The organism is Paracoccus ravus (assembly GCF_004522175.1).
Classification (GTDB): Bacteria; Pseudomonadota; Alphaproteobacteria; order Rhodobacterales; family Rhodobacteraceae; genus Paracoccus; species Paracoccus ravus.
The window spans coordinates 93,835-113,827 of record NZ_SDEB01000004.1 but is presented as its reverse complement, the minus strand read 5'-3'; the positions used below and the strand labels follow the sequence as shown (position 1 = coordinate 113,827).

Annotated in this window: 19 protein-coding genes and 1 pseudogene; 14 read left to right on the top strand and 6 right to left on the bottom strand. The window is 63.9% G+C overall.

What is annotated here, in order from left to right:
- Window positions 1-3 precede the first annotated feature (3 nt).
- The 4 genes from mrdA (at window position 4) to ESZ60_RS04955 (ending at window position 5,519) form a co-directional block, all read left to right on the top strand.
- The gene (gene mrdA / locus ESZ60_RS04970) at window positions 4-1,947 is read left to right on the top strand and encodes a penicillin-binding protein 2 (RefSeq protein WP_134679318.1); all 1,944 of its coding nucleotides are present in this window, start codon (window positions 4-6) and stop codon (window positions 1,945-1,947) included.
- Between the two features lies 1 nt (window position 1,948).
- The gene (gene rodA, locus ESZ60_RS04965) at window positions 1,949-3,088 is read left to right on the top strand and encodes a rod shape-determining protein RodA (RefSeq protein WP_134679317.1); all 1,140 of its coding nucleotides are present in this window, start codon (window positions 1,949-1,951) and stop codon (window positions 3,086-3,088) included.
- A gap of 1 nt (window position 3,089) precedes the next feature.
- Complete coding sequence (locus tag ESZ60_RS04960) at window positions 3,090-4,010, top strand: 2-hydroxyacid dehydrogenase (RefSeq protein ID WP_134679316.1); 921 nt, start codon at window positions 3,090-3,092, stop codon at window positions 4,008-4,010.
- Window positions 4,011-4,097: 87 nt separating this feature from the next.
- Window positions 4,098-5,519 (top strand): mannose-1-phosphate guanylyltransferase/mannose-6-phosphate isomerase, encoded by a 1,422-nt coding sequence (locus ESZ60_RS04955; RefSeq protein ID WP_134679315.1) that lies wholly within the window; start codon window positions 4,098-4,100, stop codon window positions 5,517-5,519.
- Here the strand turns inward: ESZ60_RS04955 and ESZ60_RS04950 are convergent.
- Complete coding sequence (locus ESZ60_RS04950; protein WP_134679314.1) at window positions 5,504-6,130, bottom strand: TetR family transcriptional regulator C-terminal domain-containing protein; 627 nt, start codon at window positions 6,128-6,130, stop codon at window positions 5,504-5,506. The two genes, ESZ60_RS04955 and ESZ60_RS04950, sit on opposite strands and share 16 nt — an antisense overlap.
- Before the next feature lie 196 nt (window positions 6,131-6,326).
- Between ESZ60_RS04950 and ESZ60_RS04945 the strand changes: the two genes are divergently transcribed.
- The 6 genes from ESZ60_RS04945 to ESZ60_RS04920 all read left to right on the top strand — a co-directional run bounded on the left by ESZ60_RS04945 (window position 6,327) and on the right by ESZ60_RS04920 (window position 12,613).
- The gene (locus ESZ60_RS04945; RefSeq protein ID WP_245155581.1) at window positions 6,327-7,595 is read left to right on the top strand and encodes a Zn-dependent hydrolase; all 1,269 of its coding nucleotides are present in this window, start codon (window positions 6,327-6,329) and stop codon (window positions 7,593-7,595) included.
- 64 nt (window positions 7,596-7,659) lie between these two features.
- Window positions 7,660-9,111: a dihydropyrimidinase gene (hydA, locus tag ESZ60_RS04940; protein WP_134679313.1), complete on the top strand. Its 1,452-nt coding sequence runs from the start codon at window positions 7,660-7,662 to the stop codon at window positions 9,109-9,111.
- A 1-nt stretch (window position 9,112) separates the two neighbouring features.
- Window positions 9,113-9,886: an ABC transporter ATP-binding protein gene (locus ESZ60_RS04935; RefSeq protein WP_134679312.1), complete on the top strand. Its 774-nt coding sequence runs from the start codon at window positions 9,113-9,115 to the stop codon at window positions 9,884-9,886.
- A 9-nt stretch (window positions 9,887-9,895) separates the two neighbouring features.
- On the top strand, window positions 9,896-10,759 hold the full coding sequence (locus ESZ60_RS04930; protein ID WP_134679311.1) for an ABC transporter permease: 864 nt from the start codon (window positions 9,896-9,898) through the stop codon (window positions 10,757-10,759).
- On the top strand, window positions 10,756-11,592 hold the full coding sequence (locus ESZ60_RS04925; protein WP_134679310.1) for an ABC transporter permease: 837 nt from the start codon (window positions 10,756-10,758) through the stop codon (window positions 11,590-11,592). Before ESZ60_RS04930 ends, ESZ60_RS04925 begins: the two co-directional genes overlap by 4 nt.
- Window positions 11,593-11,626: 34 nt before the next feature.
- Window positions 11,627-12,613, top strand: a complete 987-nt coding sequence (locus ESZ60_RS04920; RefSeq protein WP_134679309.1) for an ABC transporter substrate-binding protein — start codon at window positions 11,627-11,629, stop codon at window positions 12,611-12,613.
- Between the two features lie 58 nt (window positions 12,614-12,671).
- On the opposite strand, the gene ESZ60_RS04915 is transcribed toward ESZ60_RS04920, so the two are convergent.
- Window positions 12,672-13,511, bottom strand: a complete 840-nt coding sequence (locus ESZ60_RS04915; RefSeq protein WP_134679308.1) for a c-type cytochrome — start codon at window positions 13,509-13,511, stop codon at window positions 12,672-12,674.
- Window positions 13,512-13,764: 253 nt separating this feature from the next.
- On the opposite strand from ESZ60_RS04915, the pseudogene ESZ60_RS21820 reads away from it, so the two are divergent.
- Window positions 13,765-14,546 (top strand): annotated as a pseudogene (locus ESZ60_RS21820) (hypothetical protein); the annotation flags it as partial.
- A 101-nt stretch (window positions 14,547-14,647) separates the two neighbouring features.
- Window positions 14,648-15,250: a YitT family protein gene (locus tag ESZ60_RS04905; RefSeq protein ID WP_134679306.1), complete on the top strand. Its 603-nt coding sequence runs from the start codon at window positions 14,648-14,650 to the stop codon at window positions 15,248-15,250.
- Window positions 15,251-15,260: 10 nt separating this feature from the next.
- On the opposite strand, the gene ESZ60_RS04900 is transcribed toward ESZ60_RS04905, so the two are convergent.
- The gene (locus ESZ60_RS04900) at window positions 15,261-15,605 is read right to left on the bottom strand and encodes an arsenate reductase family protein (RefSeq protein ID WP_245155580.1); all 345 of its coding nucleotides are present in this window, start codon (window positions 15,603-15,605) and stop codon (window positions 15,261-15,263) included.
- 147 nt (window positions 15,606-15,752) lie between these two features.
- On the bottom strand, window positions 15,753-17,045 hold the full coding sequence (locus ESZ60_RS04895) for a DUF3422 family protein (RefSeq protein ID WP_134679305.1): 1,293 nt from the start codon (window positions 17,043-17,045) through the stop codon (window positions 15,753-15,755).
- A 136-nt stretch (window positions 17,046-17,181) separates the two neighbouring features.
- Here ESZ60_RS04895 and ESZ60_RS04890 point away from each other — a divergent pair, with 136 nt between their 5' ends.
- Window positions 17,182-17,691: a L,D-transpeptidase family protein gene (locus tag ESZ60_RS04890; protein WP_134679304.1), complete on the top strand. Its 510-nt coding sequence runs from the start codon at window positions 17,182-17,184 to the stop codon at window positions 17,689-17,691.
- 66 nt (window positions 17,692-17,757) lie between these two features.
- The gene (locus tag ESZ60_RS04885) at window positions 17,758-18,048 is read left to right on the top strand and encodes a hypothetical protein (protein ID WP_245155579.1); all 291 of its coding nucleotides are present in this window, start codon (window positions 17,758-17,760) and stop codon (window positions 18,046-18,048) included.
- A gap of 9 nt (window positions 18,049-18,057) precedes the next feature.
- Here the strand turns inward: ESZ60_RS04885 and ESZ60_RS04880 are convergent, their stop codons facing one another.
- Window positions 18,058-18,471 carry an ACT domain-containing protein gene (locus ESZ60_RS04880; RefSeq protein ID WP_209021243.1) on the bottom strand — a complete coding sequence of 138 codons (414 nt, stop codon included), beginning with the start codon at window positions 18,469-18,471 and terminating at the stop codon, window positions 18,058-18,060.
- Between the two features lie 72 nt (window positions 18,472-18,543).
- Window positions 18,544-19,983 (bottom strand): NAD(P)(+) transhydrogenase (Re/Si-specific) subunit beta, encoded by a 1,440-nt coding sequence (locus ESZ60_RS04875; protein WP_134679303.1) that lies wholly within the window; start codon window positions 19,981-19,983, stop codon window positions 18,544-18,546.
- Window positions 19,984-19,993 lie beyond the last annotated feature (10 nt).

The following is a 19,993-nucleotide window of genomic DNA, read 5'->3' as shown; positions in this document are numbered from 1 at the left end:
GCCATGCGCAAGTCGCAAAAGGAAATCGCCGAAAGCAGCCGGCTGATCTCGCGTCGCGTTCTCATGCTGGGCGTGATCCAGGCCGCCGTCATCAGCACGCTGGGGCTCAAGCTGCGTTCGATGCAGCTTGAACATGCCGACCAGTATCGCCTGCTCTCGGACGGAAATTCGATCAAGATCCGCCTGCTGCCTCCGGCGCGCGGGCTGGTCCTGGACCGCAATGGCACCATCATCGCCGGAAATGAGCAGAATTACCGCGTCACCCTTACCCGCGAGGATGCCGGCGAGATATCGACCGTGGTGGCCCGGCTGCGGCGGATCATCCCGATGAGCGACCGGCAGGCCGCCGAGTTGCTGGCCGAGATCCGCCGCCGCAGCGCGGTGACGCCGGTCATGGTGGCCGATCGCCTGACCTGGCAGGAATTCTCCTCGATCGCGTTGAATGCCCCGGCTTTGCCCGGCGTGACGCCGGAATCCGGGCTTTCGCGCAGCTATCCGCGCGCCGGGGATTTCGCGCATGTTCTGGGATATGTCGGCCCGGTCTCGGATTACGACCTGTCCAAGATCGAGAATCCCGACCCGGTTCTGCGCCTGCCCGAGTTCCAACTGGGCAAGATCGGGCTCGAGGCCAAGCTCGAAGAGGAATTGCGCGGCAAGGCCGGAAACCGCCGTGTCGAGGTCAACAGCGCCGGGCGCGAGATGCGCGAACTGTCCCGGCAAGAGGGCCAGCAGGGCGCGACCATCCAGACAACGCTGGACGCGCGGCTGCAGAATTTCGCGGCCCAGCGACTGGGCACGGAAAGCGCCGCCGCGGTGGTCATCGACGTGACCAATGGCGATATCGTCGCGATCTCCTCCTCGCCGAATTTCGATCCGAACAAGTTTGTCCGCGGGATCAGTTCGGTCGATTACAAGGATTTGATGAAGCACGATCACCGCCCGCTTGCGGATAAGACCGTGCAGGGTGCCTATCCGCCCGGCTCGACCTTCAAGATGGTAACGCTGCTCGCCGGGCTGGAAGCCGGGGTGATCAATCCCGGTTCGCGCTTTTTCTGTCCCGGATATACGCAGGTCGCGGGCCGCCGCTTTCACTGCTGGAGCAGGGGCGGCCATGGCACGGTGGATGCCATCCGCAGCCTCGAGCAATCCTGCGACGTCTATTATTACGAACTGGCGCAAAAGGTCGGCATCGACCGCATCGCCGCGATGGCGCGGCGCTTGGGCATCGGCGTGCGCCATGACCTGCCAATGTCCGCGATCACCGAGGGGATCGCACCGGACCGCGCCTGGAAAATGGCGCGATATCAACAGGAATGGCAGGTCGGGGACAGCATCAACGCCTCGATCGGACAGGGCTATGTGCTGGCCTCGCCCTTGCAGCTTGCGGTGATGACGGCGCGCGTGGCGACCGGGCGGGAGGTCATTCCGCGCCTTGTCCGGGCCATAGACGGGGTGGTCCAGCCCGTTCCGGATTTCGCCGATCTGGGACTGAACCCGCTGAACCTGCGCACCGCGCGGGGCGGGATGGACGCGGTGATGAATGGCAGCCATGGCACGGCGCGGCGCGCCCGGATCGTCGCGCCGGAATGGCAGATGGCAGGCAAGACCGGCACCAGCCAGGTGCGCAACATCACCGCGGCGGAACGTGCGCGCGGCGTGATCTCGAATGACCAATTGCCCTGGAACCGGCGCGACCATGCCCTGTTCGTCTGCTTTGCTCCCTATGACATGCCGCGATACGTGGTCTCCGTCGTGGTCGAACATGGCGGCGGCGGCTCGGCCGTGGCCGCGCCCATCGCCCGCGATATCATGCTGTTTGCGCTGGCCGACGGGCTGCCTCCGCTTTCAGCCTATCCGGACAGCGAACGCGCCAAGGTCGAGGAAATGTGGTCAAAGATGAACCTGATGCCCGAACCGACCAGCAAGACCGCCCGAGCGAAGGCCTGACATGAGTTACCTCGATTACACGGTCGAGCGTGTCCCGACCGGCTGGCGCAAGATCCTGTTCCTGAACTGGCCGCTAGTTTTTCTTGTGACAGCCGTTAGTTGCATCGGCTTCCTCATGCTCTACTCGGTCTCGGGAGGAGAGATCGACCGCTGGGCCATGCCCCAGATGGAGCGGTTCGCCGCGGGCATGGCGATCATGTTCGCTCTCGCCTTCGTGCCGATCTGGTTCTGGCGTTCGATCTCGGTCGTGGCCTATGTGATCTGCGTGCTGCTGCTTGTCGCCGTGGAGCTCATGGGCCATGTCGGCATGGGCGCGCAGCGCTGGCTGGTGCTTGGCCCGGTCCGGATCCAGCCCTCGGAACTGACCAAGATCGCCTTCGTGATGACGCTCGCCGCCTATTACGACTGGCTGCCGGTCGAAAAGGTCTCGCGCCCGCTCTGGGTGCTGATCCCGGTCCTCTTGATCCTGACCCCGACCGCGCTGGTCCTGATGCAGCCCGACCTTGGCACCTCGATCATGCTGATCGCGGGCGGAGGCATCGTGATGTTCGTCGCCGGCGTCAGCCTGTGGTATTTCGGCGCGGTCATCGCCATCGTGATCGCCCTGATCACCACGGTGATGGAAAGCCGGGGAACCGACTGGCAATTGCTGCATAATTACCAATTCAAGCGGATCGACACTTTTCTCGACCCCGGTTCGGACCCTTTGGGCGCGGGCTATAACATCATGCAGGCCCAGATCGCGCTGGGTTCCGGCGGCTGGTCGGGCCGGGGCTTCATGCAGGGAACGCAGTCGCGGCTGAACTTCCTGCCCGAGAAGCATACCGATTTCATCTTTACCTCGCTGGCCGAGGAATTCGGCTTTGTCGGCGCGGGAACCCTGCTTCTGCTTTACGTCCTGATCCTGGGCTTCTGCCTGCATTCGGCGCTCACCAACCGGGACCGTTTCGCCAGCCTTTTGACCATCGGGATCGCGGGGACGTTCTTTTTGTATTTCTCGATCAATATGGCGACGGTGATGGGGATGCTGCCCGCCAAGGGCTCGCCCCTGCCGCTGGTCAGCTATGGCGGGACTTCGTTGATGATCCTCTTGATGGGCTTTGGCATCCTGCAATCCGCCCATGTCCACAGGCCGCGCTAGAATGCGGGTGCTCTTCGCGGCCCCTACCCGGCTTTGGGACGATTGGGCACCGGCCTTGCAGGCCGCCTGCCCCGAGATCAAGCTTTGCCGCAAGGGCGCGCCCGAAAGCTTCGACGCGCTGATCTATGCGCCCGGCTATCCCGAGGATGGCACGCCACTCGATTTCTCGGCCTTCGTGAATGCGCGGCTGGTCCAGAGCCTCTGGGCCGGGGTCGAGCGCATCGTGACCAATTCGAGCCTGACCCAGCCCTTGTGCCGCATGGTCGATCCGGGCCTTGCGCAGGGTATGGTCGAATATTGCACCGGCTGGACGATGCGCGCCCATCTGGGCATGGATCTTTACCCACAGGACGGGATCTGGCGGCAGGGGCAGACCCCACCCTTGGCCACCGAGCGGCGGGTGACGGTGCTGGGCATGGGCGAGCTTGGCAGCGCGGTGGCGGGGACGCTGTCGGATCTGGGCTTCGCGGTCACCGGCTGGTCGCAATCGGGCCGCCCTGTCGCGGGCATCGAGGTGTTGGCGCAGAACCGACTGGGCGAAGCCCTATCCCGCGCCGATATCCTGATCTGCCTTCTGCCCGACACGCCCGCAACGCGCGATCTGCTCGATGCAAGCCGCCTTGCCCTGCTGCCCAAGGGGGCCACGCTGATCAATGCCGGGCGCGGCACGCTGATCGACGAAACTGCCCTGCTCGCGGCGCTGGAACAAGACCGCCCCGGACATGCCGTGCTGGATGTCTTCAAGACCGAGCCCCTGCCCCCGGATCATCCCTTCTGGTCGCATCCCCGCATCACCGTCACGCCCCATATCGCCGCCGAGACCCGGCCCGCCACGGCGGCCCGGATCGCGGCTGAAAACCTGCGTCGCGCCATGCGCGGCGAGACGCTGCTTCACCTCGTCGACCCCGCGCGCGGCTACTGATCGGGGCAAGGATGCTTGCCCAAAGGATTTTCCCGTCGGATAAGATGCCTGACGGGAAGAACGAGACCGCCACGAGGGAGTGATGGCATGCAATTGACCCCTGTTCTTTTGGCTGGCGGATCGGGCACGCGGCTCTGGCCCGTCTCGCGCAAGAGCTTTCCCAAGCAATTCGCGCCGCTGATCGGCGAGGAATCGCTGTTCCAGGCCTCGGCCCGCAGGCTGTCCGGGCCGCGCTATGGCGCGCCATTGGTGATGACCAATGCCGATTTCCGCTTCATCGTGGCCGAGCAATTGGACCAGATCGGGATTGCCCCTTCGGCGATCCTGATCGAGCCCTCGGGACGCAACACCGCACCCGCCATCCTCGCCGCCGCCCTGACCGTGGCCCGGACCGATCCCGAGGGGCTGCTGCTGGTCGCCCCTTCGGATCATGTCGTCCCCGATGCCGAGGCCTTTACCCGCGCGGTCGAACTGGGCATCCCGGCGGCGCAGATGGGCCAGATTGTGACCTTCGGGATCACCCCGACCCGACCCGAGACCGGCTATGGCTATATGGAGGCCGCCGCTTCGGGCGAGGGTCCGGTGCAGCTTCGCCGTTTCGTCGAAAAGCCGGATCTCGCCACGGCTCAAACCATGCTCGCCGAGGGTAATTACCTGTGGAATGCGGGCATCTTCCTGTTTTCCGCATGGGCCATGATCGAGGCTTTCCGTGAATACGCCCCAGAATTCATCGAGCCCGTCGAGCAAGCTCTGGCCGAGGCCCGGACTGATCTGGGCTTCCTACGCATCGCATCCGCGCCCTGGGACGCGCTGCCCGATCTGTCCATCGACTATGCGGTGCTGGAAAAGGCGGACAACCTGTCGGTCGTGCGCTTCTCGGGCCATTGGTCGGATCTCGGCGGTTGGGACGCGGTCTGGCGCGAGGCACAGGACGGCGCGCCCGCCCCGCGCGGCAATGTCACCGATCCGCGCTCGACCGCGATCGAATGCGACAATGTGCTGCTGCGCTCGCAGGATGAGGGGATCGAGATCGTCGGCATCGGACTTCAGGACGTGATGGTGGTCGCGACCAATGACGCGGTGCTGGTCGCGGGCATGGATCGCGCGCAAGAGGTCAGGAAGGCTGTCTCGGCACTGAAATCCAAAGGCGCGCGTCAGGCCGAGACCTTCCTGCGCGATCACCGCCCTTGGGGCTGGTTCGAGACGCTGGCTCTGGCCGACCGCTTTCAGGTGAAGCGCATCGTCGTCAATCCCGGCGCGGCCCTGTCGCTTCAATCGCATTTCCACCGCTCGGAACATTGGATCGTGGTCAGCGGCACCGCCAAGGTGACCGTGAACGAGACCGTGACACTGGTGACGGAAAACCAGTCGATCTATGTGCCTCTGGGCGCGGTGCATCGCATGGAAAATCCCGGCAAGGTGCCGATGGTGCTGATCGAGGTCCAGACCGGCGCTTACCTGGGCGAAGATGACATCGTGCGCTACGAGGATGTCTATTCCCGAGGCTGAGGCGTCAGCAGGCGCAAGTAAAGCTGGTCCAGAAAGATCTGAGCCTCGGCAAAAGGATCGTGATCGGGGCCGAGTACGGCCCTGACCTGTACCTCGAAATCGGCATAATGCTGGGTCAGCGCCCAGATCGAGAACAGCAGGTGATGCGGATCGACCTCGGCGATGCGGCCCTCGGCGATCCAGCCCGCGATCAAAGCGGATTTCTCCTCGACCAGTTCTCGCAATTCGCCACCCAAGATCGGCTGCAACCGGTCCGCGCCTTGCAGCACCTCATTGGCGAAAAGGCGGCTTTCCTGCGGGTAATCGCGCGACATTTCCAGCTTGCGCCGGGCATAGGCAAGGATCTGCTCCCTGGGGTCGCCCTCTGCCTGCAAATCGCGCAAGGGGCCAAGCCACAAGTCCAACAGCCCGCGCAGAAGAGCGCTGTGGATCGCCTCCTTGGATTGGAAATAATACAGCACGTTGGGCTTTGACAGTCCCGCCGCTTCGGCGATCTGGTCGATGGTCGTGCCGGCGAAGCCGCCTGCCGAAAATTCGCGCAACGCCGCCGTCAGGATCACCTCGCGGTTCCTTTTCTGGATGCGGCTTTGCCTGCGGGGCTGTTCCTGCATGGGTTTTCCGTGAAAGGCGCGGATCGTCCGAAAGGCGGGTATCGCGGCGCTTGACTGCCTATAGACCCGTGCTAGCCTGATCCTGACCAAATGGTCAATAATTTGCGAAAGGGTCGCAAGGCTGTCGCCGTGGCACATCGCCGACCGATCCACCGACCGCCCAAAGAAGGCGGCGGTCAGACAGGAAGGAAGACGAATGACCGGAACGGATACCGCCGTCATGCCCGCAGCCAATATGAAGGTCGATGGCGACAGGCTTTGGGACAGCTTGATGGAGATGGCCAAGATCGGCCCCGGCATCGCGGGCGGCAATAATCGCCAAGCTCTGACCGATGAAGATGGCGCGGGCCGCCGCCTGTTCCAGTCATGGTGCGAAGAGGCTGGCATGGTCATGTCGGTCGATCAGATGGGCAGCATGTTCTTGCGCCATGAGGGCTCTGATCCAAGCCTCGATCCGGTCTATATCGGCAGCCATCTCGACACCCAGCCGACGGGCGGGAAATATGACGGCGTGCTGGGGGTTCTGGCGGGGCTGGAGGTCATCCGCTCGATCCGTGATCTGGGGATCAGGACGCGCCGTCCCATCGTGGTGACGAACTGGACCAATGAGGAAGGCTCGCGCTTTGCCCCGGCCATGCTGGCCTCGGGGGTTTTCGCGGGCGTGCTGGATCTGGATGACGCCTATTCGCGCAAAGACGCCAAGGGGAAGAGCTTCGGCGAGGAACTCGCGCGGATCGGCTGGAAGGGCTCGGAGACACCGGGCGACCGCAAGATCCATGCCATGTTCGAATATCATATCGAACAAGGCCCGATCCTTGAGGCCGAGGACAAGCAGATCGGCGTCGTGACCCATGGTCAGGGCCTGCGCTGGATTGAATGCACGGTGACCGGAAAGGGGCAGCATACCGGCTCGACGCCGATGAAGATGCGCCGCAATGCCGGTCGCGGATTGGCGCAGCTGACCGAGCTGGTCCATGAGATCGCGATGAAGCATCAGCCCGCCGCCGTGGGCGCGATCGGCCATATCGACGTCTACCCGAACAGCCGCAATGTCATTCCGGAAAAGGTCGTATTCACGGTCGATTTCCGCAGCCACCTGCTTCCCACCCTGCTCGCCATGGCCGAGGAATTCGCCGCCCGCGCGCCGGCGATCTGCGAGGCTTTGGGCTGCGAATTCTCGTCGCAGATCGTTGGGCAATTCGATCCGCCCGCCTTTGACGAAGGGCTGGTCGGGAGGGTGCGCTCGGCCGCCGACCGTCTGGGCTATAGCCGCATGGATATCGTCTCGGGCGCGGGGCATGACGCCTGCTGGGTGAACAAGGTCGCGCCGACTGTGATGATCATGTGTCCCTGCGTCGACGGGCTTTCGCATAACGAGGCCGAAGAGATCAGCCCGGAATGGGCCGCAAGCGGGGCCGATGTCCTGCTGCATGCGGTGCTGGAAACCGCCGAGATCGTGGCGTGAGCCAAAGCCGGGGGCGCTGCCCCCGGACCCCCGGGATATTTAGATACCAAAGAAGGGAAGAGACATGGGCACGGTCATCAGGGGCGGCACCATTGTCACCGCGGATCTGAGCTATAAGGCGGATGTGCTGATCGAGGATGGGCGCATCGCCGCCATCGGCGAGGGGCTGGTCGGCGACAAGGTTCTGGACGCGACCGGTTGTTACATCATGCCAGGCGGGATCGACCCGCATACCCATCTGGAAATGCCCTTCATGGGCACCTATTCCGCCGATGATTTCGAGAGCGGCACGCGGGCCGCGCTGGCGGGCGGAACGACGATGGTGGTGGACTTCGTGCTGCCCTCGCCGGAACAGGGGCTTCTGGACGCGTTGAAGATGTGGGACAACAAGTCCGGCCGCGCGCATTGCGACTATTCCTACCACATGGCGGTGACCTGGTGGGGCGAGCAGGTCTTCGACGAGATGGACGAGGTGGTGCAGCGCGGCATCACCAGCTTCAAGCATTTCATGGCCTACAAGGGCGCCTTGATGGTGAACGATGACGAGATGTTCTCGTCCTTCCGTCGGGTCGGCGATCTGGGCGGCGTGGCTTTGGTCCATGCCGAGAATGGTGATGTCGTTGCTGAATTGTCGGCGCGTCTGCTGGCCGAAGGAAATGTAGGCCCCGAGGGTCACGCCTATTCCCGCCCACCTCAGGTCGAGGGCGAGGCCACCAACCGCGCCATCATGATCGCCGACATGGCGGGCGTGCCGCTTTATGTGGTCCATACCTCCTGCGAGGACTCGCATGAGGCGATCCGTCGTGCGCGCCAGCAGGGCAAGCGGGTCTGGGGCGAGCCGCTGATCCAGCATCTGGTTTTGGATGAGAGCGAGTATTTCAACCGGGATTGGGACCATGCCGCGCGGCGGGTGATGTCGCCGCCCTTCCGCAACAAGCTGCATCAGGACAGCCTTTGGGCGGGGCTGCAATCGGGCAGCCTGTCCTGCGTCGCGACCGATCATTGCGCCTTTACCACGACCCAAAAGCGTTTCGGCATTGGCGATTTCACCAAGATCCCGAACGGAACCGGAGGGCTTGAGGATCGGATGCCGGTGCTTTGGACGCAGGGCGTCGGCACTGGGCGGTTGACGCCGAATGAATTCGTCGCCGTGACCTCGACCAATATCGCCAAGATCCTGAATATGTATCCGAAAAAGGGCGCGGTTCTGGTCGGCGCCGATGCCGATCTGGTCGTTTGGGACCCCGAGGCCGAAAAGACCATCAGCGCCGGAACCCAGCAATCCGCCATCGATTACAACGTCTTCGAGGGCATCACGGTCAAGGGCCTGCCACGCTACACCCTGACCCGCGGTGTCGTGGCCGTGACCGAGGGCAAGGTCGAGAGCCACGAGGGCCATGGCGAATTCGTCCCCCGCGACGCACGTCCGGCGGTGAACCGCGCGCTTTCAGCCTGGAAGGAACTGACCGCGCCCCGACCGGTCGAGCGCTCCGGCATCCCGGCCACCGGGGTCTGAATTGGCGGTCATCGAAGCACAGGGCGTCAGCCTGACCTTTCAGACCAATGACGGCCCGATCCACGCATTGAAGGACGTGGATCTGACCATCGACAAGGGCGATTTCGTCAGCTTCATCGGCCCTTCGGGCTGCGGTAAGACCACCTTCCTGCGCACCATCGCCGCACTCGAGACCCCGACCTCGGGCCGGATCGGCGTCAACGGTCTTGGTGCGGATGAGGCCCGCCGCGCCCGCGCCTACGGCTATGTTTTTCAGGCTCCGGGGCTTTACCCGTGGCGCACGATTTCGGGGAATGTCTCTCTGCCGCTTGAAATTATGGGGTTTCCAAAGGCGGACCGAGAGGAACGCATCGCCCGCGTGCTGGATCTGGTCGAGCTGTCGGGCTTTGGCGGCAAGTTTCCTTGGCAGCTTTCGGGCGGAATGCAGCAGCGCGCCAGCATCGCGCGGGCACTGGCCTTCGACGCGGATATTCTCTTGATGGACGAACCCTTCGGCGCGCTGGATGAGATCGTCCGCGACCGGCTCAACGCCGCCCTGCTGGAGCTTTGGGCCAAGACCGGCAAGACCATCGGCTTCGTCACCCATTCGATCCCCGAGGCGGTTTACCTGTCCACGAAGATCGTCGTGATGTCTCCGCGTCCGGGCCGGATTACCCGCATCATCGAAAGCACCCTGCCGCGCGAACGCCCGCTCGAAATCCGCGACACGCCGGAATTCATCGCCATCGCCCAGCAAGTCCGCGAAGGCCTGCGCGAGGGGCACAGCTATGACTGAGGCGCGGCCATGAAACATGCCCTGCCCGTGCTGACCGTTCTGCTGGCGATCGTGCTGGCCTGGTATCTGGCCGCCGTCGCGCTGAACGCGCCTTGGGCGCAGGATCAGGCCGCGCGCGCTGGCACCAACCTGACCCCGACCGCGCTGCTTCATGCGACTATGGTGCAGGAACGCCCCGTCCTTCCCGCGCCGCATCAGGTGGCGAAGGGGCTTTGGGACGGGATCGCGGGGCAGAAGATCACCTCGAAGCGCAGCCTTGTCTGGCACGCGGGCATCACGCTTTCCGCGACGCTGGCGGGTTTCGCGATTGGCAGCCTCGCGGGTATCCTGCTGGCCGTGGGGATCGTGCATAGCCGGGTCATGGACCTGTCGGTGATGCCTTGGGCCATTGCCAGCCAGACGGTCCCGATCCTTGCCATCGCGCCCATGGTCATCGTGGTCTTTGCCAGCATGGGGGTGACGGGGCTGGTGCCCAAGGCGATGATCTCGGCGTGGCTCTCGTTCTTCCCGGTACTGGTCGGCATGGTAAAGGGACTGCGCACGCCCGACCGGATGCAGATGGACCTGATGCGCTCATGGAACGCCTCGCGCGCGCAAATGTTCTGGCGGCTGCGCCTGCCCTCGGCGCTGCCCTACCTGTTCACCAGCCTCAAGGTGGCCATCGCGGCGGCTCTGGTTGGCACCATTGTCGGAGAACTGCCCGCAGGCGCGACCGCAGGGCTGGGCGCGCGGCTGCTTTCCGGCAGCTATTACGGCCAGACGATCCAGATCTGGGCCGCGCTGTTCACGGCCGCCGCCTTGGCCGCCGCCTTGGTCGCCATTGTCGGCGGGATCGAGCGGGTCACGCTGAAGCACATGGGCCTTGCGCGATGAGTGCCGCCCTGCCCCTGATCGCGGTCTGGCTCGGCGCGCTTGGCCTGAACAGCTGGATCGCCCGGCATCGCGGCCCTATCCCTGCAGCGCTGGTCCCCTTGGTCTTTGGCGCAACCATCGTGATCCTGTGGGAGATGGCCTGTCGCAGCTTCGCGGTCCCGCCCGTGATCCTGCCCGCCCCCAGCCAGATCTGGACGGCCATCGGGGCCAATCTGCCGTTGCTTTGGGGGGATTTCATCCAGACCATCCTGAAGGGCGCGCTGTCGGGCTGGTTGATCGGCGCCGCCCTGGCCGTGGCCACCGCCATCGCGATAGACCGCTCGCCCTTTTTGCAGCGCGGCTTGTTGCCGATCGGGAATTTCGTCGCGGCGCTGCCCATCGTCGGGATCGCTCCGATCCTTGTCATGTGGTTCGGCTTCGACTGGCAGTCCAAGGCCGCGGTCGTCGTGGTCATGGTCTTCTTCCCGATCCTCGTGAACATGGTCGCGGGGCTCAAGGCCACCGATGCGCTGGCACGTGACCAGATCGCGACTTGGGGGGCGAGCTATGCCCAGGCGCTGGTCAAGCTGCGCCTGCCCGCCGCAATGCCCTTCCTGTTCAACGGCCTCAAGATCACCACGACTTTGGCGCTGATCGGGGCCATCGTCGCCGAGTTCTTCGGCAGCCCGACCCGAGGCATGGGCTTTCGCATCTCGACCGCCGTGGGCCAACTCAACATGCCGCTGGTCTGGGCCGAGATCCTTGTCGCGGCGCTGGCCGGGACCGCCTTCTATGGAATTGTCGCGCTGATCGAGACAAAAGTGACCTTCTGGCACCCCTCACAGCGCCAATAAGCCGGGGCCAATGCCCCCAACAGTGGAGAGAGTGATGAAGAAATTCCTGATCTCGGCGGGCATCATGTCGCTGATGGCGGGTGCTGCCTCGGCGGCGGATGACCTGACGCTGCAACTGAAATGGGTGACGCAGGCCCAGTTCGGCGGCTATTACGTTGCCAAGGACAAGGGCTTCTACGAGGAAGAGGGCCTGAACGTCACCATCAAGCCGGGCGGGCCCGACATTGCCCCGGTGCAGGTGCTGGCCGGAGGCGGCGCGGATGTCACGGTCGAATGGATGCCCGCCGCCTTGGCCGCGCGCGAAAAGGGCCTGCCCATCGTCAATATCGCCCAGCCCTTCAAGAAATCGGGCATGATGCTGACCTGTCTCAAGGAAAGCGGCGTGGCCGACCCCAAGACCGATTTCAAGGGCAAGACCCTGGGCGTTTGGTTCTCGGGGAACGAATATCCCTTCCTGAGCTGGATGAACCATCTCGGGCTCAAAACCGACGGCAGCCCCGAGGGCGTCACCGTCCTGAAACAGGGCTTCAATGTCGATCCCATCCTGCAGAAGCAGGCCGCTTGCATCAGCACAATGACCTATAACGAATATTGGCAGGTCATCGACGCCGGGTTGAAACCCGAGGACCTCGTGACCTTCAAATATGACGATCAGGGCGTCGCCACGCTGGAAGACGGGCTTTATGTCCTTGAAGAAAAGCTGAACGATCCCGCCATGGCCGACAAACTGACACGCTTCGTACGCGCCAGCATGAAGGGCTGGAAATACGCCGAGGAGCATCCCGAGGAAGCCGCCGAGATCGTTCTGGAAAATGACGAAACCGGCGCCCAGACCATCGCGCATCAGGCTCGCATGGCCGGAGAGATTGCCAAGCTGACCGCTGGCTCGACCGGCGCGCTCGATGAGGCCGATTACAAGCGCACGGTCGATACGCTCTTGTCGGGCGGATCAGATCCGGTGATCTCGAAAGCCCCGGACGGGGCATGGACCCATGCCATCACAGACAAGGCGCTGAACTAAATATCTTCGTTAGAGAAATATCCTTGGGGGGCGGGGGGCAAAGAGCCCCCCTTCTTAATCAGGGGTGGTCCGGCAAGGCTGGCAGGCTGCGTAAATAAAGCAGGATCGCGTCCAGATCCTCGGGGGTCATCTTCGCGAGATAGGGATAAGGCATGGGCGGCATCATCGCGCTACCATCCGGGCGCTTGGCCTCGATGATCATCGCCTTGATCTCGGCATCGGAATATTCGGCCAGCCCGTCCGCTCCATTGGTCAGATTCGCCGCGACCGAGACGCCCCAGGGGCCATGAAACTCGAAGCCCCCGGCGCCCAGACGCGTATCGACCATTGGACCCTGCGGCCCCATCGGCGTGTGGCATTCCATGCAATGGCTGACCGGCCCGGCAAGATAGGCGCCATATTCCACTGTCACCCCCGCGGGCGGAGGCGTGACGCTCGCGACCGGGGGGCCATAGGCTGGCGGCAGCGGAATGAGATATTCCGACTTGCCGGGATCGCCCTCGACGGCGGGCACACTGCGCAGATACATCACGATCGAGGCCAGATCCTCATCCCCCAGCCCGCGATACATGGTGAAGGGCATGGGCGGCCCGATCAGGCTGCCATCGGGGCGCAGCCCCTCGCGGATGGCGCGGGCAAGATCGGCATCGCTCCAATCCTTGATGCGGCTCGCCGGCGTGATGTTCGGCGCGATCATCTTGCCGGCGGGACCGTCCTCGACCAGCCTGCCACTCAGGTCGCGCGTCATGTCGAATCCATTCGGGCCGAACGGGGTGTGGCAATTGCCGCATCCGGCAGGGCCTTGGACGAGATAGGCCCCGCGCTCAAGGCTGGGCGCGGCCAGCGCCATGCTGGGGGCAAGGGAAATCAGGAAAAGAAAATTGCGGAACACAGGCATGATGGCTTCCAATCGGTGGCTCCGCGCGAAAATTATCACGAATCACGCATGCGTGAAGCCTGTCTCTTTCGAGAGGCAACGTCGCAGGTCGTCATGTCACGAAACGGGGCAATCCGGGGTGGCGTGACACCCAAGCAAGCGGCGGCGGCAGCCCCCAAGAAGAGTGAGGGTCGAGAGCCGCCACCGCTTCGAGGCACGGCCCGAATGCCGGAAAAAGGATGGGCAATTCTGCGCCACTGCCCCAGGCGACAGATTGCAACCGACCAACGATCCTGTACGGGCGAGCGTCCGCGACACCCTCGCGGCGCTGGTCGAACAGGAACGCGCTGCACATCTTGGTCGGTTCCGTTTCGGGCGGAATGTCGTCCGGCGAATGCTCACTGCCGGCTACAGGGATCGGCAACTGACCGGCACATTCGGGACTGAAACCGAGCGGTTCCCCCGACTCGGATCAAGGATCAGGCTGGCAAGATCGCCGAGTGGCGCACGTAGGCCATGCCGTGCTGTCTGCGATTGAGCAGTCGAACGAGGCGCTGATCGCGGGACCAAACGGGTCAGAAAGGCATGAGCGCGTGAACGCCACCGGGCCGAAACCTGCTCGCTCATGCGCCCAAGCGCCTGCATGACGGGTTGAGTGAGCGCTATCGCGACATGATCGCCGCAGCCATCGCCGCCGATGTCGATGTCGATGTCGATGTCGATGTCGATGTCGATGTCGATGTCGATGTCGATGTCGAGAAGCGCCACGGGCTCTTGCCTCCCGCAAGTGGAAACTCATGTGAAGCTCCCTGGCAAACAGCCCTGAGGAAGCGGGCGCTGGGGCCTTTGGCTTCACCCGCCTTCATCTTTGCGGCGAAAATCGGCGCGCTCCGCCGCTGGGATCGAGCCTCTGACCCAGAAATTCTGCCCTGCGCCACAACCATGGCGATGTTTTGGGCTCTTCCGACATCAGGCCAGATCCGGAGTCGAGAGTTTGACGGCTGGAAGGCTCTTTCTTTCCCATGCCCCGCGCCCCTGCCGCCTGACCGGAGCCAGTTCCACCTACCCGGCACGCGTTGCCAAGGAATTTCCACAACATGCGCGAGACGAGCTTTCAGCCCCTTGCCTCTGTCCTCAGCCTTGGGCAGAGCGAGGCCATGACAGAGAAACACGCGAAACACGGTCTGACCGACGATCTTCAGGGGCTCGCCTATGGCAGCTTCATGGCTTCGGTGGGCGTCCTGCTGATGACACATATGGGATTCGTGACCGGCCAGACGGCGGGCCTCGCGATCCTGATCTCCTATGCCACGGGATGGGGCTTCGGCCCGGTCTTCTTCGTGGTCAACCTGCCTTTCTACTGGCTCGGCTATAAACGCTTCGGGCTGAATTTCACGCTGAAGAGCTTTGCCGCCGTCGCGGCCCTGTCGGTGCTGGTCCAGGTCCTGCCAAAGGGCCTGCATTTCGGCGCGGTCCATCCCGCCGTCGCGGCGGTTCTTCTGGGCTGCATGACCGGATCAGCGCTGCTCGCGCTGTTCCGGCATGGTTCGTCTTTGGGCGGGATCGGGATCGTGGGGCTTTACATTCAGGACCGGACCGGATTCCGAGCCGGCTGGACGCAGATGATTTTCGACGCCTGCCTGTTCGGCTGCGCCTTGCTCCTGCGCGACTGGCAGACCGTGGCCTGGTCCTTTCTGGGCGCGGTGGTGCTGAACCTCGTCATCGCGATCAACCACCGCCGCGACCGCTATATCGCCTGAAGGGCGGCCGTCAGGCCGCCACGCCCAATGCGCGTTTCACATTCGCGGTCCAACCGAGAAGGCGGTTCTCGCCCTCGACAATGGCCGGGCGCTTCATCAGCGAGGGCTTCGCCAGCAGCATGTCCAGCGGCGAGGCGGCGCGCTCGGCCTCGGTCATGCCGCGCCAGGTCAGGCTGGCGCGATTGACGATTTTCTCGCCGAATTCGGGGATCATGCGCTGCCAATCCTCGGCCGCCAGCGGTTCGGTCTTCACGTCGCGGAAGCGGACATCCCAACCTGCCGCCTGCAATTCGGCCTGGGCCTTCTGGCAGGTCGAGCAATGGGCCAGCCCATACATGGTGAGGTGCCGGTCCATCAGACGAAGGGGACCAGCGGGACGTTGCAAGCGCAGAGCGCCAGCAGGGCAAGCAGGGACAGGGCAGTTTTCATATGCGGCTCCGGGGGATGGGTTTGCGGTCTTTATCGCGCCGCCACGCACGGGGGGCAAGAGCGCGGAGGCGTCTCAATCCCCGTCATGCAGCCTTGCCCGGATCCGCCGCATGCCGAACCAGACCCCTGCAATAACCAAGGGTGTCAGCACCGCGATCAGCACGGATTTGTCGATCCCCAAGGCCTGCCCGACCGGATAGAGCGCATAGCCCGCCAGCCCCACGGCATAATAGCTGATCGCCACGACCGAGAGCCCCTCGACGGTATGCTGCAACCGCAGTTGCAGATCGGCCCGGCGATCCATGCGCTCCATGATTTCCTGGTTCTGCGCGCCGCGCCAGACATCGACCCGGGTGCGCAGAAGCTCGCCCGCGCGCTCGGCCCGGTCGATCATCGCGCCCAGCCGACGCTCGGCGGATTTCGCGGTCCGCATGGCCGGAGCGTAGCGCCGGGCCATGAATTCGGTCAGCATCTGCCCTCCCATGAAGCGGCTTTCGCGCAAGGCCGCCACGCGGTCCATCACGATCGCCTCATAGGCGGCGGTCGCGCCAAAGCGGAAGCCATGCTGCACGGCCTCGGTTTCAAGCTTGGTCGAGACCGCCAGCAATTCATGCAGCACGGTCTCCGCAGGCCGCCCCTCATCGGCCATCCCGCGCACGATATCGCTGAGCAGCGGGTCAAGGGCATTCATCTGTTCGGTCAGTTCGCGCGCACGCCCCAGCCCCAGCATGGACATCGAGCGATAGGTTTCGAGTTCAAGAAGCCGCTGGACGATGCGCCCGATCCGGCCCGACCCCGTACCGGGCCGGACAAAAACGGCAAAACGCATCCAGCCGGCCGGATCTATGCGGAAATCCCCCGCCACGACCGCCGATTCGTCCAGCACCCAGACCGCCGCCAGACTGTCCGCCGCGAACCATTCGGAAAGCCGCGGCAGGACATCTTGCGGTTCCTCGGGCAGCAGATCGACATGGATGATGACCGCGGCGACCCTCTTGCCGGGGGCGGCGAATTGCCATTCTGCCGGGAACACCTCGCCCACCGAAGGATCGAAGGGCCGCGGCGGCAGGCCGCGGGCGAAGGCCGCATAGGTGACGAACTCGGTATGGCTTTCCCAACGCAGCTTGTGGCGGCCCATCTGTGCGGCGTAATGCCCGGCCTGCGGATCGGGACTTGGCGCGCCGTGGCGGCGGCAGAGCTCGGCCAGATGGGCCACATCGCGGCCACGGTCGCGATTGGCGGCGTCGCTCGGTTCCTTGAATGCGACGAAAACCGCCGTGCAGGGCGCTTCCAGCCGCGGCGAGGGCCTTGCGTGTAGCTCATTGACCAGCGCGTAGCGCAGCGGATGTTCTGCATCATTCGTCATGGCGGCATGATCCGCGTTGCGCCCGCGCATCGCAAGGGGGCAGGTTCCGGCTGCTCAGGATTTCGTGATTGGCCGCGCATTGCCCCACAGGCCCAAGGCAGGCAAAATCGGACAAAACGAAACCTAGGGGACAGTGATGAGAAACTGGATCTGCAGATTGGTCCTGCTTGGAGTGATCGCCGGTGTATCCGCCTGCGCTCCGAGCAAGTTCAAGAAATATTCCGGCCCGCCCGTGACGCAGGTCGTGGTCGAGAAATCCGACCGCAAGATGTATCTGCTTAGCGGGAACCGGGCGATCAAGGTCTATGATATCGGGCTGGGCAACGAGCCGATCGGACATAAGCAGTTCGAAGGCGACGGCAAGACGCCCGAAGGGATCTACTATATCGACCGGCGCAATCCCAATAGCCGCTATCATCTCTCCATCGGGGTCTCCTATCCCAATGTGATGGATACCGCGAATGCCTTTGCCTCGGGGCAGCGGCCGGGCGGCGACATCTTCATCCACGGCCAGGGGCCCGAGGGGCGCGCGCTGTCGCAATCCCGCCGCGACTGGACGGCCGGCTGTATCGCGGTGCGCGACGAGGAGGTCGAGGATATCTATGCAATGGTGCGGAACGGAACGCCGATCCTGATCGCCCCCTGAGCCACCTGTTCAAAAGGCCAGATGGGCATTGCGCGGTGTTCGCGATAGCAGTTTGCCGCAACAATCATGGCAATCCGAACTGGCACTATGTTCCTGTCTCCGCTTAGCCTCGATGAGGTGATCGATTCATCCGAGACTCAGGGTTACGTCCCCGGCGCAATCGAATCGGTCCTGAAGTTCGGCCCGAAATCGCGCTGGAGCGCGGGAGCGATCGTCACCGGGTCGCATGACCGCTCGCAAGCCGTGGCGACGCGCTGCGCGCTGCTGATCCCGCGCCGAGGCAAGCAGACCCGCAAGCTGGCGCTACATCCCGCCTTGCCGGTCGAAGTCGTGAAATCCATGCTCAATGCCCTCTGAGATGCGGGCCTAGTCGCCGCCCTGCCCGGCCTGCAATTCGATAAGGGCGCGCATCGCCTCACCGCTGTGGCTTTCGGGTACGAAGACATGATCATGGTGATAGGCCGCAACCATGTTGCAGGGAATGCCCTGCCCGGCGAGCGCCGCCGAAACAGCCGCCGTCAGCCCCACTCCCTGCAGCGCCGAAAAAACCTCCAGCGTGATGCAGATCATTGGTAGATCGCATGCCAGCCCCTCGCGCGAGGCAAGGGCAAGCGGCAGGATCAGCGAAAGGCCCTCGGCCTCGCGATAGATGCAAAGCGCCTCGGAGATCAGCCGGGCGGCTTGATCGGGGTCGGTGGTGGTGGCGAAAACAAAGCGCCCCGACCGAAGCCGGGGCGACATGCCTTTGATCATTTCACTGGCCGTGTGTGCGAGCGCCATCTTCACCACTCCTGACCAATTATCCCTTCTGCGGGTGACAGGCGCGGGCAGGACAGGCCCGCCGGCGCGAGATCACTCGATCATCGGCAGAAGCGCGTCGATCGACTTCTTGGCATCGCCATAGAACATGCGCGTGTTTTCCTTGTAGAAAAGCGGGTTCTCGATGCCGGAATAGCCGGTGCCCTGCCCGCGCTTGCTGACAAAGACCTGCTTCGCCTTCCAGACCTCAAGGACCGGCATCCCGGCGATCGGGCTGTTCGGGTCCTCTTGCGCCGCCGGGTTCACGATGTCGTTCGAGCCGATGACGATGGCGACATCGGCATTCGGAAAGTCCTCGTTGATCTCGTCCATTTCCAGAACGATGTCATAGGGCACCTTGGCCTCGGCCAAGAGCACGTTCATATGCCCCGGCAGGCGGCCCGCCACGGGATGGATCGCAAAGCGGACATTCTTGCCCCGTGCGCGCAGCTTGCGGGTCAATTCGCTGACCGATTGCTGGGCCTGCGCCACGGCCATGCCATAGCCCGGAACGATGATGACCTCATCGGCATCGTTCAGCGCGGCGGCCACGCTTTCGGCATCGATCGCGATCTGCTCGCCGGTGATCTCCATCGCGGGGCCGGTTTCTCCACCGAAGCCGCCAAGGATGACACTGACGAAATGCCGGTTCATCGCCTTGCACATGATATAGCTCAGGATCGCACCGGACGAGCCCACCAGCGCACCGACCACGATCAGAAGGTCGTTGCCCAAGGTGAAGCCGATGGCCGCCGCCGCCCAGCCCGAATAGCTGTTCAGCATCGAGACCACGACCGGCATGTCCGCGCCGCCGATGCCCATGATCAGGTGATAGCCGATGAACAGCGCGCAGGCGGTGATGATCAGCAGCCACAGGACCGGCGCGCCGACCGTGCAGTAAAGCACCAGCGCCAGAGCCGACAGCGCCGCCGCGCCTGCGTTCAGCATATGTCCGCCCGGCAGTTTCTTCGGCTTGCCGTCGATCTTGCCCGCGAGCTTGCCGAAGGCCACGATCGAGCCGGTGAAGGTCACCGCACCGATGAAGATGCCAAGTGCGACCTCGACCTTGAGCATGGCGATCTCGGCGGGGGTTTTATGCGCCAGCACGGCGGCGAAGCCGTGGAACTCGGCGCTCGCATCTGCGGCCTTGGCGCGCAGGACGCGGCCCAGTTCAAATTGCGCGTTGAAGCCGATCAGCACGGCGGCAAGGCCGACAAGGCTGTGCATCGCGGCGACAAGCTGCGGCATCTCGGTCATCTGGACGCGCTTGGCGACCACCCAGCCGATGCCGCCACCAATGGCGAGCATGACCAGAGACAGGAACCAATTGCCCGAGCCGGGACCGAACAAGGTCGCGACCACAGCCAGGGCCATGGCGGCAATGCCGTACCAGACCGCGCGCTTGGCGCTTTCCTGTCCCGAAAGCCCGCCCAGCGAAAGGATGAACAAGACGGCCGCGACCACATAGGCGGCGGTGGAAATTCCGAACTCCATCACCCTCTCC